The organism is Streptococcus sp. ZY19097 (genome assembly GCF_040731245.1).
In the GTDB taxonomy this organism is placed as follows: domain Bacteria; phylum Bacillota; class Bacilli; order Lactobacillales; family Streptococcaceae; genus Streptococcus; species Streptococcus orisratti.
In genome coordinates, this window is sequence record NZ_CP160400.1 from 681,538 (window position 1) to 695,955 (window position 14,418).

Annotated in this window: 15 protein-coding genes and 1 pseudogene; 10 read left to right on the forward strand and 6 right to left on the reverse strand. The window is 38.5% G+C overall.

The window, feature by feature from the left end:
- Nucleotides 1–229: 229 nt before the first annotated feature.
- Genes ABZ559_RS03450 through ABZ559_RS03460 form a run of 3 tightly spaced genes read left to right on the forward strand, consistent with a single transcriptional unit; the run spans nucleotide 230 to nucleotide 1,759 of the window.
- Nucleotides 230–994 carry an HAD family hydrolase gene (locus tag ABZ559_RS03450; protein WP_367007244.1) on the forward strand — a complete coding sequence of 255 codons (765 nt, stop codon included), beginning with the start codon at nucleotides 230–232 and terminating at the stop codon, nucleotides 992–994.
- 31 nt (nucleotides 995–1,025) lie between these two features.
- Nucleotides 1,026–1,373, forward strand: a complete 348-nt coding sequence (locus ABZ559_RS03455; RefSeq protein ID WP_018376257.1) for a NifB/NifX family molybdenum-iron cluster-binding protein — start codon at nucleotides 1,026–1,028, stop codon at nucleotides 1,371–1,373.
- Between the two features lie 5 nt (nucleotides 1,374–1,378).
- Nucleotides 1,379–1,759 (forward strand): PaaI family thioesterase, encoded by a 381-nt coding sequence (locus ABZ559_RS03460; protein WP_367007245.1) that lies wholly within the window; start codon nucleotides 1,379–1,381, stop codon nucleotides 1,757–1,759.
- A 162-nt stretch (nucleotides 1,760–1,921) separates the two neighbouring features.
- On the opposite strand, the gene ABZ559_RS03465 is transcribed toward ABZ559_RS03460, so the two are convergent.
- The 6 genes and pseudogenes from ABZ559_RS03465 to ABZ559_RS03490 form a co-directional block, all read right to left on the reverse strand.
- Entirely contained in the window at nucleotides 1,922–2,848 is a 927-nt protein-coding gene (locus ABZ559_RS03465) for a glycosyltransferase family 2 protein (protein ID WP_367007246.1), read from the reverse strand.
- A 285-nt stretch (nucleotides 2,849–3,133) separates the two neighbouring features.
- Nucleotides 3,134–3,526 (reverse strand): VOC family protein, encoded by a 393-nt coding sequence (locus tag ABZ559_RS03470; protein WP_367007247.1) that lies wholly within the window; start codon nucleotides 3,524–3,526, stop codon nucleotides 3,134–3,136.
- A gap of 41 nt (nucleotides 3,527–3,567) precedes the next feature.
- Nucleotides 3,568–4,248: an NAD(P)H-dependent oxidoreductase gene (locus ABZ559_RS03475; protein WP_367007248.1), complete on the reverse strand. Its 681-nt coding sequence runs from the start codon at nucleotides 4,246–4,248 to the stop codon at nucleotides 3,568–3,570.
- 17 nt (nucleotides 4,249–4,265) lie between these two features.
- Nucleotides 4,266–4,391: pseudogene (locus tag ABZ559_RS03480) on the reverse strand (LysR family transcriptional regulator); the annotation flags it as partial.
- Nucleotides 4,391–4,885, reverse strand: coding sequence for an NUDIX domain-containing protein (locus ABZ559_RS03485; protein WP_317335409.1), 495 nt, complete (start codon nucleotides 4,883–4,885; stop codon nucleotides 4,391–4,393). The gene ABZ559_RS03485 and the pseudogene ABZ559_RS03480, both read right to left, overlap by 1 nt.
- A gap of 3 nt (nucleotides 4,886–4,888) precedes the next feature.
- Entirely contained in the window at nucleotides 4,889–5,974 is a 1,086-nt protein-coding gene (locus ABZ559_RS03490) for a Xaa-Pro peptidase family protein (protein WP_367007249.1), read from the reverse strand.
- A gap of 223 nt (nucleotides 5,975–6,197) precedes the next feature.
- Between ABZ559_RS03490 and ccpA the strand changes: the two genes are divergently transcribed.
- The 7 genes from ccpA to ABZ559_RS03525 all read left to right on the forward strand — a co-directional run bounded on the left by ccpA (nucleotide 6,198) and on the right by ABZ559_RS03525 (nucleotide 14,067).
- A complete protein-coding gene (gene ccpA, locus ABZ559_RS03495; protein WP_018376614.1) occupies nucleotides 6,198–7,199 on the forward strand; it encodes a catabolite control protein A in 1,002 nt (333 codons plus the stop codon).
- A 271-nt stretch (nucleotides 7,200–7,470) separates the two neighbouring features.
- Nucleotides 7,471–8,469, forward strand: coding sequence for a glycosyltransferase (locus tag ABZ559_RS03500; protein ID WP_367007250.1), 999 nt, complete (start codon nucleotides 7,471–7,473; stop codon nucleotides 8,467–8,469).
- 5 nt (nucleotides 8,470–8,474) lie between these two features.
- Nucleotides 8,475–9,809 (forward strand): glycosyltransferase family 4 protein, encoded by a 1,335-nt coding sequence (locus tag ABZ559_RS03505; RefSeq protein ID WP_367007251.1) that lies wholly within the window; start codon nucleotides 8,475–8,477, stop codon nucleotides 9,807–9,809.
- Between the two features lie 12 nt (nucleotides 9,810–9,821).
- The gene (locus ABZ559_RS03510) at nucleotides 9,822–10,211 is read left to right on the forward strand and encodes a hypothetical protein (RefSeq protein ID WP_367007252.1); all 390 of its coding nucleotides are present in this window, start codon (nucleotides 9,822–9,824) and stop codon (nucleotides 10,209–10,211) included.
- Nucleotides 10,212–10,477: 266 nt separating this feature from the next.
- A complete protein-coding gene (locus tag ABZ559_RS03515; protein ID WP_367007253.1) occupies nucleotides 10,478–10,795 on the forward strand; it encodes a MazG-like protein in 318 nt (105 codons plus the stop codon).
- 404 nt (nucleotides 10,796–11,199) lie between these two features.
- Nucleotides 11,200–13,143, forward strand: coding sequence for a threonine--tRNA ligase (gene thrS, locus ABZ559_RS03520; RefSeq protein ID WP_367007254.1), 1,944 nt, complete (start codon nucleotides 11,200–11,202; stop codon nucleotides 13,141–13,143).
- A gap of 54 nt (nucleotides 13,144–13,197) precedes the next feature.
- Nucleotides 13,198–14,067: a DUF3114 domain-containing protein gene (locus ABZ559_RS03525; RefSeq protein ID WP_367007255.1), complete on the forward strand. Its 870-nt coding sequence runs from the start codon at nucleotides 13,198–13,200 to the stop codon at nucleotides 14,065–14,067.
- The last annotated feature ends 351 nt before the right edge of the window (nucleotides 14,068–14,418 follow it).

Here is a 14,418-nt window from a genome sequence, read left to right on the forward strand (position 1 = left end):
ACGTGAACAGATACTTCAATAACTAAAAAATTCAAAGTTTTGGAGTATTTTTTAATTGAAAATGAAAGCGATAAGTTTGTAGCTTTCAGTACTTAGTTAAAATCAAAATAGACAGTTGGTACTGACGAACGATAAGGAGAATTAAAACGATAGGAGAAGCCAATGCGCCACTGAAAAATCCATTGTTCGAGCATCCCTTTCGTGCTATAATAAATCCATGGAGGGACTCATGCAAGACTTAACATACAAGAATTATATCTTTGATTTTTATGGAACTTTGGTAGATATATTGACAGATGAAGAAGACTTAGCTATCTGGCAACAATTGACTTCTCTCTATGCTGCTTATGGTGCAGATTACACACCATATGGATTACGTCAAAAGTATCTAGATTTGATTAAAGCTGAAGAAGAACGACTGTATGAACAGACGGTTTACAAGCATGTCGAAATTGATTTAGTGGCTATTTTTATCAAGCTTTTGACTGATGCAGAAAAAACACACCCAACCGAGAACCACATCAAAGATATGGAAAGTTGGGGAAATTTAATAGCTAATGTGTTTAGAATAAATTCTCGTAAAGTTTTAAAAGCCTATCCTAATACACTTAAGACCTTACAAACGATTAAGGATAAAGGTGGCAAAATTTTTATTCTTTCCAATGCTCAACGTGCCTTTACGCAGCCAGAAATTGAATTAACGGGCTGTGCGGATTTGGTTGACAAGATTTATATCTCATCTGATTTTCAGATGAAAAAGCCACAGCCAGATTTTATGCATCATTTGCTTGAAGAAAACCATCTAGACATTGCTGATTGTGTCATGGTTGGTAATGATTTTACATCAGATATGCTTGTCGCTAGTGCTGTAGGGATGGATGGTATTCTCCTTAATACCTTTCCTTATAGCTCTGAGGAAATAGCAAAACTTAATACTATGAACGCTAAAGTGATTGATGATATAGCTGAATTATTAGATAATATCACTGATTGATGTCTGTTTTTAGTAAGAAAAAGGAGGAATTATGGTAAAAGTTGCAATTCCTGTAGCTGATGACGATACTATTTTTGGGCATTTTGGACTTAGCACACGCTTTAAAATGTACAACCTATCTGAACAAGTAGTTATGACAACTGCATATCTATCACTACCTGAAGAGCATGGCTCTCAAAAATTTAAAGCCCTGTTGGATGAACAAGTTGATGTAGTTATTGTCAATAGTATCGGACCAGGGGTGATGCGAATGTTTGATATGACAGATATAGCTGTCTATGCTGGAGTGTCTGGAAATGCGGATGATGCCGTTCAGATTTATCTTTCGGGAGGCCTGATACATGACACCTCAGCCGTAAAATGTTGTGGAAGGCATTAGGACATATGGAAGATAAATTACATGAAATTCGTGTTTTTGAAAATTTTGAATTGGTGTCTTACGAAGAAGGTCATGTAGTAGTGACGACAGAAGTTGTCGACAAGTCCTTAAATTATTACGGTTTTGCACATGGAGGCTATCTCTTTACACTTTGTGACCAGATTAGCGGACTAGTGTCTATTTCCACGGGGGCTGATGCTGTCACCTTGCAATCTAGCATCAATTACCTGAAATCTGGAAAACTAGGGGATATTCTTTTTATTAAAGGGCAATGTGTTCATAATGGTCGCACTACTAAAGTTGTTGATGTTGATATTACGAATCAAAATAAAGAGTCCCTTGCCAAAGCAACCTTCACCATGTTTGTAACAGGCAAACATGAGTAGTTGTCTGTTTTATACTCAATGAAAATCAAAAGTAGCCTAGGAAACGAAGCCGACGATAGAACTTGAGTTCATCAAGGCAAGTTGACAACGGATAATTTTGATTTTCGAAGAGTATTAGTGAAAAAGTAGCAAAAAAACTCTGCAAAATACATTGCAGAGTTTTTAAGCTTTTTCTTTAACGATATAAACAGGGCGTTTTTTAGTTTCGAGGAAAATTTTGGATAAGTATTTTCCTATTATGCCAAGGCAAAAGAGTTGAATACCTCCAATAAAGAGGATAATAGAAACGGTACTTGCCCAACCAGAAACGGGATCATCAAATAAGAGTTTGCGGACGATGATGAAGAAAATAGCCAGTAGTGAAGCAACAAAACTAATAGTTCCTGTCCAAGTGGCGATAGTCAGGGGCATTTCTGAAAAATTGATAAAACCATCCAAGGAATATTTGAGCAGTCCCCAAAAATTCCAACTAGTTTTTCCAGCTACACGTTCATGATTATCAAATGGGAGATAGATAACATCATAGCCCACCCATGAAAAAATTCCTTTAGAAAAACGATTGACTTCTCCAAGCTCTAAAATGCTATCTACAACTTGACGAGTCATCAGACGAAAATCACGGACACCATCCACCATCTCAGTATCAGAAACAAGATTAATCAGTTTATAAAATAATTTGGAAAGTGCTGAACGAACAATGGGTTCCCCTTTACGATCGGCTCGACGGGTACCAACGACATCATAGCCCTCTAAAATTTTAGCATACATGAGTGGTAGCAATTCAGGTGGGTCTTGTAGGTCAACATCCATAACAGTGACCAAATCTCCCTTAGCTTCCTCTAAACCGGCTAAAAGCGCAGCTTCTTTTCCGAAATTTCGAGAGAAAGATAAGTAGTGGACATTTGGATAGATTTGTGAAACATGTCGTAGGATATTAAGAGTCTGATCTTTTGAGCCATCATTGATAAAGAGATAATCGAAAGTGAGTTCCGACATCATATCCGCTTCGATTTTTTTTGTTTCTTGTAAAAATAGTTGAATGGTATCTTCTTCATTGTAGCAAGGGATGATAATTGAGAGTTGTTGCATATCTTTACTTTCTGTTGAGAATGATTCAGTTAAATGCTGAATTTTTAAAGTTGAGAGATAGGATATTTTTGTAGAGGACTACTATAAGATAGTTTACAAGATTGCTTGGAAACTAGTGGGTACACTCTCCCGTCTGAGTTTTCCTAGCCACTAATATTAGGATGTTTTTGTTGCCCTGTCATTAGGGCGTGATGCCCAACTCTCGTAATTTCTTACTTTCTTGATTGACAAAGTTTTCAAATAAGAAATAATCATGTTTCGTCCAAGATAGATTGATTTTTCTGACTATTTATCCAAAAATTGTTTCAAACGAATGATTTCAATCTTATAACCGTCTGGGTCTGTGATGAAGTAGTACATTTTAGGTTTACCGGGTAGGCCAGATAGTGGGGTAACGGTATAGCCAGCTTTTTCATGAGCAGCGTGACTAGCTTCCAAATTATCTACTCCAACAGCTATGTGGGCATAGCCATTTCCAAGATCGTAAGCCTCATGACCGTAATTGTAGGTCAATTCTAGTTCATAGTTTGGGTCGTCTTCAAGCGCCAAGTAAACAAGTGTAAACTTATATTCTGGGAAATCATTGCGACGCACTTCTTTGAATCCAAGTGCTTCTTGATAAAAGGTGAGTGAGGCATCCAAATCTTTGACGCGGATGCAGGTATGTAAAAATGGCATACATTTTCCTTTCTATATAGATACTATTTGGGATGGCAGAGCTAGTTAGCTAGCCATGTAACAACTTCTTCACGTGGTTTACGTGAGCGAGGGTGCTTTGGATCTTTGAGACGGTAACCAAATGCAATCATCGTGGCAACTGCTTCCTTTTCAATGTCAATCCAGCCTAATTCAGCCAAGCGTTCGTTTAAAACTGTGTGGTTGAAACCTTCAATTGGACAGGAATCTATACCAATCATAGCGGCACTGGTCATCATATTCCCCATGGCTATGTAAGTCTGCTTGGCTGTCCAATCCCAGAGGGCACGCGGATTATCGACCATCTGCATATCTCTTGTTTGGAAAGCTTGGTAGAGGGCAATACGGCTATCTAAATCAGACTGTTCTGTTAAACCGCGGCGTACCAAGCTGTCTTTAATAGATTTGCTGTCATAGCGGGCATTTTTTTCAGCCACAAGCAAGACAAAGTGACTGGCTGTCTCTAACTGGGGTTGGGCACCCCAGGCAATGTCCTTGACAGCAGCACTTAGTTCTGGGATGTGTTTTTTATCCACGACGATAAAACGCCAGCCTTCCAGTCCGACAGAAGAAGGGCTAAGCCAAGCCGTATCTAGGATGAAGTCCATATCCTCCTTACTGATAAGCTGGTCACTATAGACACGAACAGCTACGCGATGGTCAAAGGCATTACGAATTTGTTTTTTGATATCTTCTTTTGACATAGTTTTCTTTCTATTAATTCTTTTTCAAGTGCTTGAATATGCTTAGATAATGTAGATTGTGATATAAAGAGTTCTTCGGCAGCTTCTAGATAATTTTGAACCTCTGCCAGAGTGATAAACTCACGAAGATGATGAATGTTCATTATAGTTTCTCCAAATAAGCCAATAAAAATTGCTCGGCTAAACTGCCATCTTTAATCGCCTCCCTTGCTTTCTCAATACTAAACCAATCCCAATCATCAATCTCATGATTGGGGTTAATCTCTCCCTTGACTGTCACCGCAAAGTTCAGCATAAGGGTGTTGGATTTTTCAAAGTATTGACTTTGGTTAAACTGTAAGGTGGTCACCTCAAGATTGAGTTCTTCTCTGATTTCACGGCGGACAGTTTCCTCAGCACCTTCCCCTTGAGAAATGTAGCCAGCAACTAAGATATAATCTGGTTTGCTATATTGCTTGATAAGAAGAATTTTATCCTTATTTTCATTTTGCACAATCATGCTACAAGCTGTGTTAAAAATGGGAAATCTAAACCGTTGACAATTTGAACAGTAGGGGATGTATCCTTCACCCTCTAAAAAATTATCTGTTAGCATAGTACCGCAGTCAGTACAATAAATCATTTTTTGATAAGTCATATCCTATCCTTCAAAGTAAAGCAATTCTTTTGGTGTTTGCGTAAAGACTTCAAATCCAGACTTTGTGACATGACCACAATCTTCAATACGAACACCAACTTTTCCAGGAATATAAATACCAGGCTCAACTGAGAAACACATACCCTCCTTGATAATCATATCATTGCCGGCCATGATAGATGGAAATTCGTGCACGTCCATGCCCAAACCATGTCCAAGACGATGATTGAAATAGTCACCATAACCAGCTTTTTCAATAACATTTCGAGCAGCTGCATCCACCTCAGCTGCAGTGACACCAGGTTTGATGAAATCTTGAGCGGTTAGTTGAGCCTCTAAGCAAAGTTGGTAAATATCTCTTTTAAATTGGTCAGGCTGACCGACAGCGACCGTACGTGTCATGTCAGATGTGTAGCCATTACTTACAACACCTAGGTCAAATAACAGCAAAGCATTATTTTCAATTTTGTTTGTTCCAGGAATGCCATGTGGGTTAGCAGCGTTGTTACCAGTCAATACCATGGTATCAAATGACATTTGGCTGATACCTTGTCTTTTCATACCGAATTCAATCTGTGCAATAATGTCGGTTTCGGTCACGTCAAGTGAAATATTATCAAAACCAAGTTGCATAGCCTTATCAGCATAGTCGCCAGCAATCATCATTTTCTCAACTTCATCTTCTGACTTAATGAGACGCATGCGTTGAACATAAGGTGTTAAGTTTTCAAAACGCCCATCAAAGACAGTTTGCAATCCCTGAAATTTTGTCACGTTTAAATTGTCAAATTCCGCAAAGATTTTCTTACTTTCTGTCGTTGGAAGAACGGTCTTAATTTTTTTCCAAGGATTTTCAGCATCTTGATAACCAAAAACGGGGAAGTCTAAGAAAGCAGAGGCACGCGAGACTTCAAGTGCTGGAACGAAAAGGACAGGCGCATCATCTGTGTAAACGAACAAAAACATTTGACGTTCATGTGGATCACAGTAAAAACCTGTTAGATAATTAACCGTTACAGGATCAGAAAAAACAGCGATATTAGCTTCTTCTTGATTGAGGTAAGCACGAATTTGTGATAATTTAGACATAAATAGCCTTCTTTCTATTGATTAGAGATGCTCGTTAGTTTAATTTCTAGTTAACACAACACATTTTCGATTACTATTTTTTCACGAAAAAACAAAAAAAGCAAGTTTTGACTAATTTTTTTGAAAACTTTTTCAAAAAATAGTATTTCTGACTTGAAAGTGTTTCCAAAAGGTGATAAAATAAACTTGAAAGCGTAATTTTCAAATAGAAAGGACTAACCAAATGAATACTGATGATACCATTACGATTTACGATGTTGCCCGTGAAGCAGGAGTCTCTATGGCAACTGTTAGTCGAGTAGTCAACGGTAATAAAAACGTCAAAGAAAACACACGAAAAAAAGTTTTGGAAGTGATTGATCGTCTAGATTATCGTCCAAATGCTGTTGCCCGTGGTCTTGCCAGCAAGAAAACTACAACTGTTGGTGTTGTGATTCCAAATATTGCTAATAGCTACTTTTCAATCTTAGCTAAAGGAATTGATGATATTGCAGCTATGTATAAATACAATATTGTTCTTGCCTCAAGCGATGAGGATGACGACAAAGAAGTTAACGTAGTCAATACTTTGTTTGCAAAACAGGTTGATGGCATTATCTTCATGGGGCATCATCTCACGGATAAAATTCGTGCTGAATTTTCACGTTCACGTACACCAATTGTTCTTGCTGGGACTGTTGACCTTGATCATCAATTACCAAGTGTCAATATTGATTATAAAGCAGCAATGACTGATGTAGTTGATATTTTAGCTGAAAATCATGATAAGATTGCTTTTGTTTCAGGACCTTTGATTGATGATATCAATGGCAAAGTTCGTCTCGTTGGCTATAAAGAAGCTCTCAAGAAAAATAAGATTGATTTTAGAGAAGGTCTTGTTTTTGAAGCTAATTACAGTTACCAAGAGGGTTACGATCTTGCACAGCGTGTGATTAATTCTGGTGCAACCGCGGCTATTGTTGCAGAAGATGAGTTGGCAGCAGGCTTGTTGAATGGTCTCTTTGCAGCAGGCAAGAAAGTTCCGGAAGATTTTGAAATTTTCACTAGCAACGATTCGCCAATTACACAGTACACGCGTCCAAATCTGAGTTCAATTAGCCAACCTGTCTATGACTTGGGAGCTGTTAGCATGCGTATGCTGACAAAAATTATGGGCAAAGAAGAGTTAGAGGAAAAAGAAATTTTGCTTAACCACGGAATTAATCGCCGAGGTTCTACAAAATAAGAAAAGTGAAGAAGAATTCCTCTAACGTGAGTATATAGAAGGAGTTATTGCCTTCAATCTCTATGAAATTTATACTTTTTGAAATCAAATTCAGACGCTGTTGACTTAATTTGATTTTAGTGTTATCTGCATCGGAGTCACCTAGTCTGATTTTTATTAAGTATCACTCTTGAAGTTGAACCTTTGTTCAACTTCTTTTTACTATAAGACTTTGGACTGAATTTTATTACAGATAGTGAAAAATGATTTGAAATAGGCTATAATAGATGGTATGAAAGTGCTATTATATTTAGAAGCTGAAAATTATTTGAGAAAATCTGGCATTGGACGTGCCATTAAACACCAAGAACGCGTCTTGAATCTAGTTGGTCAAGACTACACAACCAATCCCAATGATGATTACGATTTAGTTCATATCAATACCTATGGTTTTAAAAGCTGGCAACTGATGAAGAAGGCTAAAAAAGCCGGTAAAAAAGTTATCATGCATGGTCACTCGACAGAAGAAGATTTCCGAAATTCTTTCATCTTTTCCAATCAGATAGCACCTTTGTTTAGGTACTATCTTTGTCATTTTTACCGTCAAGCAGATGCCATCATTACCCCAACGGAGTATTCAAAAAAGTTGATTGAAAATTACGGTATTGAGACTCCTATATTTCCAGTCTCTAATGGTATTGATTTGTCTAAATACGGTTCAAATCCAGATAAAGAAAAAGCCTTTCGAGATTATTTTGACATTCAAGACGGTCAAAAGGTAGTGATGTGCGCTGGACTATACTTCATTCGAAAAGGTATAGATGATTTTGTTAAAGTGGCTGAAAAAATGCCTGATGTTCGTTTTATCTGGTTCGGGGAAACCAGTAAGTGGGTCATTCCGCACAAGGTGCGTCAGATTGTTAAAAAAAATCATCCTTCAAACGTGACTTTTGCTGGTTATATTAAGGGAGATGTTTTTGAGGGAGCAATGTCTGGCAGTGACGCCTTCTTCTTTCCAAGTAGAGAGGAGACAGAAGGAATTGTTGTTTTAGAATCACTTGCTAGCCACCAACATACTGTTTTACGTGATATACCTGTTTATCATGGTTGGATTGATAACGAGTCAGCCGATTTGGCCGCTGATGTAGATGGTTTTGTTGAGGCATTGGAAAATATATTGGCTGGAAAAAGTAATAAAACAGAAGCAGGGTATGCAGTAGCTGAAAGTCGAAGTTTTGATAAAGTTGCTCATCAGCTTGCTGAGGTTTATGAAAAGGTAATGGAGCTTTAATTGAAATGAGAATTGGATTATTCACAGATACTTATTTTCCACAAGTTTCAGGCGTTGCGACCAGTATTCGAACGCTTAAGGAGGAGTTGGAAAAGCAAGGGCACGAGGTTTATGTCTTTACGACAACAGACAAAAAAGTCAAGCGTTATGAAGATCCGACTATTATTCGTCTTCCTAGTGTTCCTTTTATTTCTTTTACTGATCGTCGGGTGGTTTATCGTGGTCTTATTTCTTCTTATAAGATTGCAAAGCAGTACAAGTTAGAACTGATTCATACCCAGACCGAGTTTAGTGTAGGTTTGTTGGGGAAAATGGTTGCAGCTGCCCTACGTATCCCAGTTGTACATACCTATCATACTCAGTATGAAGATTATGTTGAGTATATCGCCAATGGAAAACTCATCAAACCAAGTATGGTAAAGTATATCGTGCGCGGATTTCTAAACGACTTGGACGGTGTGATTTGTCCTTCTCGTATTGTCCTTAATTTGCTGGATGATTATCATATCAAGATTCCTAAACGTGTTATTCCGACAGGGATTAAATTAGAGGATTACTTGCGTGACGATATTAGCCAAAAAGACATAGATAGTTTAAGAGTAGATCTTGGTGTCGCTAACGATGAAACCATGCTTTTGAGTTTGTCACGGATTTCTTCTGAGAAAAATATCCAAGCGGTGCTCAGCCATTTCCCAGAGGTATTAACGGAAAATCCTAAAGTCAAACTAGTAGTAGTCGGAGATGGCCCATACTTGGATGATTTGAAAGTTTTGGCAAAAGAACTTGACATTGAAAGTAAGGTCGTTTTTACTGGTATGGTAAATCATGAGGATGTGGCTGTTTATTATCGCGCTGCAGATTTCTTTATCAGTGCCTCAACCAGTGAGACGCAGGGGTTAACTTATACTGAAAGTCTAGCTAGCGGTACGCCAGTTATTGCTCATGGCAATCCCTATTTGGATGATTTGATTGATGACAAGATGTTTGGTACGCTCTTTTACAGGGAAGAGGATTTGGCTGATGCCATCTTGGACGCTATTGCTGAGACGCCCGTGATGGATGCCAAAAAACATCAGGAAAAACTTTATACGATTTCAGCAGAGCACTTTGGAAAATCTGTCTATGCCTTTTATTTAGATGTTCTCATTTCTGAGAAGAGTAAGAAAAAAGAGAAGTTTTCTTTGACTGTGAAAGGTTCTAAAACAGATCGTTCCATCAAACTAGCAAAGACAGCTATCAGTTTACCAAGTCAAGCTGTCAAGGCAACTGCCATGACTTCTGTGAAAGTCGTTAAGGCTCCAAAACATTTGATAGAAATTGTTCGTGATTTTTTAGATTAAGAGACTGTATACATGAAGAAACTCTTGCAAATTTTGCCTTATCTCATTTTACCTATCTTATCTTTTTGGAGTGCACAAGTTTATTTGTTGTTGACAATGTTAGGGATATTATCCTATGATGCTATGATTTATAAGAACTGTCTTGTTAGCAGTATTCTTTTCTTTAATCCGTTGGTTGTTGCTTCAATCTCCTTTATTTATGGTTTGATAAATGGAGTTAACTGTCTGTTTCCAATCGTTATTATCTTCTCATTTTTACCCACAATGGGTTACTATTACTTTTTTACCAATTCAGCAGGCATTGAAGTTTATCTTTTGATTTATGGTTTGCTTTCCTTATTTGCCCTTTGCGTTGGAGGCTTTATTCATAGTTATCATCAGAAAAAAGCGAAAAAATCTTGAAAAATATTTCTATCATGTTATAATAGCATACGAAGATATGTTGAGTTAAATCACTTCTTTAGAGCGAGCGTCGGTAGGTGAGAAGGACGCAGGTAAATTTAGCTTAATACTCCTTCCAAGTTTTTATGCAAACATAAAACGGTGGCTACGATATAGCCGATCTGAGGTGTCAGTAAGTTTCTTTACAGTACACGAATGAAGGTGGAACCACGTTGCGACGTCCTTTCGGGGAGGTCGCTTTATTTTTTACAAAAAGAGAGGCTTCAATGTTAACAGATGAACTCATTAGTCGCAGCACAGCGATTCGACAGGCTTATCATGAATTAGAAATCAAGCATCATGATTCTAAATGGACGGTAGAAGAAGATCTCTTGGCTCTTAGCAATGATATTGGCAATCTCCAACGTCTAGTGATGACCAAGCAGGGACGTTATTATGATGAAACGCCCTATACTTTGGAACAAAAATTAGCTGAGAATATTTGGTGGCTGCTGGAATTAGCTGACCGTTTGGATGTAGATATTCAGACAGAAATGGAAACTTTTCTGTCTGAGAAGGAAAAGCAGCTGCATATTGACGACTAAGTAAACTAATTATCACTATTTTCACTGAATAATAGGAGCGACAAAGTCTCTAATTGTAGCAACGAAATGGCTTGGTCAGCAGCTGTTTGCATGCCGACCACTAAGAACCTGTATTCACAGTTCAGCACTTTCATCTAAGGCTAGTTTTTTTCGCTACTCATCGTTAGTTTTTTCAAAATACAGTCAGTATTCCTCAAAAAACCACCTTGATTAGCAAAAAAACTATCTCTTATGTAAAAGCACTTTACTTGTGGATACAGGTTCAAGTAAACAGACAAAAATTTATAGAAAGGAACTGAACCCGCTTGGAAAACTCGAAAAAAGATTAACTTCCTAGGAAATCCTGATTTCCTATCAGTTTCTTCTTTTTCAGTCGTTTTCTTGTCGGACTTGGTATCTTAATTATGATAAATATTACTTTCCCAGATGGCGCTGTGCGTGAATTTGAATCTGGTGTAACAACTTTTGATATTGCACAAAGCATTAGCAACTCTCTCGCTAAGAAAGCTTTGGCTGGTAAATTGAATGGTAAATTGATTGACACGACACGTGCGATCACAGAAGATGGCAGCGTTGAGATTGTCACGCCTGACCATGAGGATGCTTTGCCAATCTTGCGTCACTCAGCTGCTCACCTCTTTGCCCAAGCTGCACGCCGTCTTTTCCCCGATATTCATCTGGGTGTCGGTCCAGCTATTGAAGATGGTTTCTACTATGATACGGACAATCAAGCAGGGCAAATTTCTAATGAAGACCTTCCCCGTATCGAAGAAGAAATGAAGAAAATTGTCAAAGAAAACTTTCCTTCTATTCGTGAAGAAGTGACCAAAGACGAAGCGCGTGAGATTTTCAAAAACGACCCATACAAATTGGAACTCATTGAGGAACATTCAGAAGATGAAGGTGGTCTCACCATCTACCGTCAGGGTGAATACGTTGACCTTTGTCGTGGTCCACATGTGCCATCGACAGGTCGTATCCAAGTTTTCCATTTGCTCAATGTGGCGGGTGCTTACTGGCGCGGAAATTCTGACAATGCCATGATGCAACGGATTTACGGAACAGCTTGGTTTGATAAGAAAGATCTTAAGGCTTATCTTCAAAGACGCGAAGAAGCCAAAGAACGTGATCATCGTAAACTTGGTAAAGAACTTGATCTCTTCATGATTTCACAAGAAGTTGGACAAGGCTTGCCTTTCTGGCTACCTAATGGTGCAACTATTCGTCGCACACTAGAACGCTACATTGTGGACAAGGAAATTGCTGCGGGCTACCAACACGTTTATACGCCACCAATTGCCTCTGTTGACCTCTACAAGACATCTGGTCACTGGGATCATTACCGCGAAGACATGTTTCCAACTATGGACATGGGTGACGGTGAAGAATTTGTCCTTCGTCCAATGAACTGTCCACACCACATCGAGGTTTACAAACACCATGTGCATTCTTACCGTGAATTGCCAATTCGTATCGCTGAAATCGGTATGATGCACCGCTATGAAAAATCTGGTGCCCTGACTGGTCTGCAGCGTGTGCGTGAAATGTCTCTTAATGATGGTCATACCTTTGTGACACCAGAGCAAATCCAAGACGAATTCAAACGTACACTACAACTGATTATTGACGTTTACGAAGATTTCAACTTGACCGATTATCGCTTCCGTCTGTCATACCGCGATCCTAAAGATACGCACAAATATTATGACAACGACGAAATGTGGGAAAATGCCCAAGCCATGCTCAAAGCAGCCATGGACGACATGGGATTAGATTACTTTGAAGCAGAAGGCGAAGCAGCCTTCTACGGTCCAAAACTCGATATTCAAGTGAAAACAGCCCTTGGTAATGAAGAAACTTTGTCAACTATTCAGTTGGACTTCTTGCTTCCAGAACGCTTTGACCTCAAATATGTCGGTGCAGATGGTGAAGAACACCGTCCAGTCATGATTCACCGTGGCGTTATCTCAACCATGGAACGCTTTACTGCCATCCTGATTGAAAACTACAAAGGGGCCTTCCCAACCTGGTTGGCTCCCCAACAAGTCACTGTTATCCCAATCTCAAATGAAGCTCACATTGACTATGCTTGGGAAGTAGCTAAAACGCTTCGCAACCATGGTATTAGAGCAGAAGTAGATGAGCGCAACGAAAAAATGCAATACAAGATCCGTTCTTCTCAAACTAGCAAGGTTCCTTACCAATTGGTGGTCGGTGATAAGGAACAAGAAAACGGAGAAGTCAATGTCCGCCGTTATGGATCAAAAGCGACACATACTGAAAAATTAGATGAGTTTGTTACTAATATTTTAGCTGATGTTGAGCGCAAATCACGTCCAATTGACTAATAGTAAAACTGATCAAAACTACCTTTGGAGGTAGTTTTTTGTTATAATCAATTTATGTTAATTGGTGATGAAAAATTTTTGGATTATTGGGAGAATAGCAGATCTAACTTATCTATGTCGTCTGCTAGAGACTTGTTAAAGTGGTTGATGGAATTGGTTGAGATGCCAGCTGAATTGACGGGAAATCTTGTCGAAACACGCTACCTATTAAATCGTTTTTCGCTAGACTTGCATCCTGACCATCCTTTTTGGTTCCAACTATCCCAGCTCGTCCAAGTGGCTTTTCCTAATCAAAGTCTTTCGGAAACTACCTGTTTGGCTCGGCAAGTGCACCAATTCCGCTATGTCATTTCAGCCTTTCAGGCACAATGGGTCCGCCAACATTTTTCTGAAAAAACAGACAGGCAGTCCTTGCTTTGCTATTTGAAAGGAAAAAAGATGAGACGGTTTTGGCGCAGACAGTTTGATTTTGATATGACTGAATCGTCCCGACTGCATAATAAATTACCTAAAGTAGCAATTGAAGGTTACCAATTGCCAGTCAATATGAAAATTGTCATGGGATTTCATACAGAGTTTATTCTAGATAGTTTTGGTCGCTTTGCCAATGAAATTGACCCCCAAGGAGTCAGCCATAATGGCATCATCAACGGTGCAAGTTTTAACTACGCCAATGCTAATGATAAACGTCACCGTGAATTAGATATTTTACCTATTTCGGTGCATGATCCTGTATTTCGAAAGAAAATTTTAGCCAACGATGGTAATGCTTTTCAGGCGCCCAAACTTGCTAGAAGGAAAGATGCTGATTGGGCCTTGAGTTATTTTAATAAAAAAGGGCATTTCGCTAAGAATGGTCGATCGCTCAACAAAGAGGTATCGCGTCATCGTAAAGCCTTTATTAAGGATTTAAAAAAATTATAAATTCCTTTATGTGAAAGAAAGATTGTCTATTTTCATAGATTCTATTTGTCCTCGAATATGGTTTTTCTACATCCGTGTAGAAGTCAAAGTGGTAAGTTATTTTTCAGCAACTTTTCTTGCTAAAGGTCAATTCTATCTTGGTTTTCTAAACATCCACACTTGATAGCATTGTAAATTTTAGATGTCTTACTTGTGAATCGTGGTTAAAAGGTCAGTGCATGTGAATTTTATGAGGAAAATGTACGATATGATGTGGGAACGAGAGTTTCCCATTCAGATGTAAAAATCTATGAAAATAGTTGAAAATGCATGTACTAAAAAAGGATTATATGCACTTTTTGAAGAATGTAA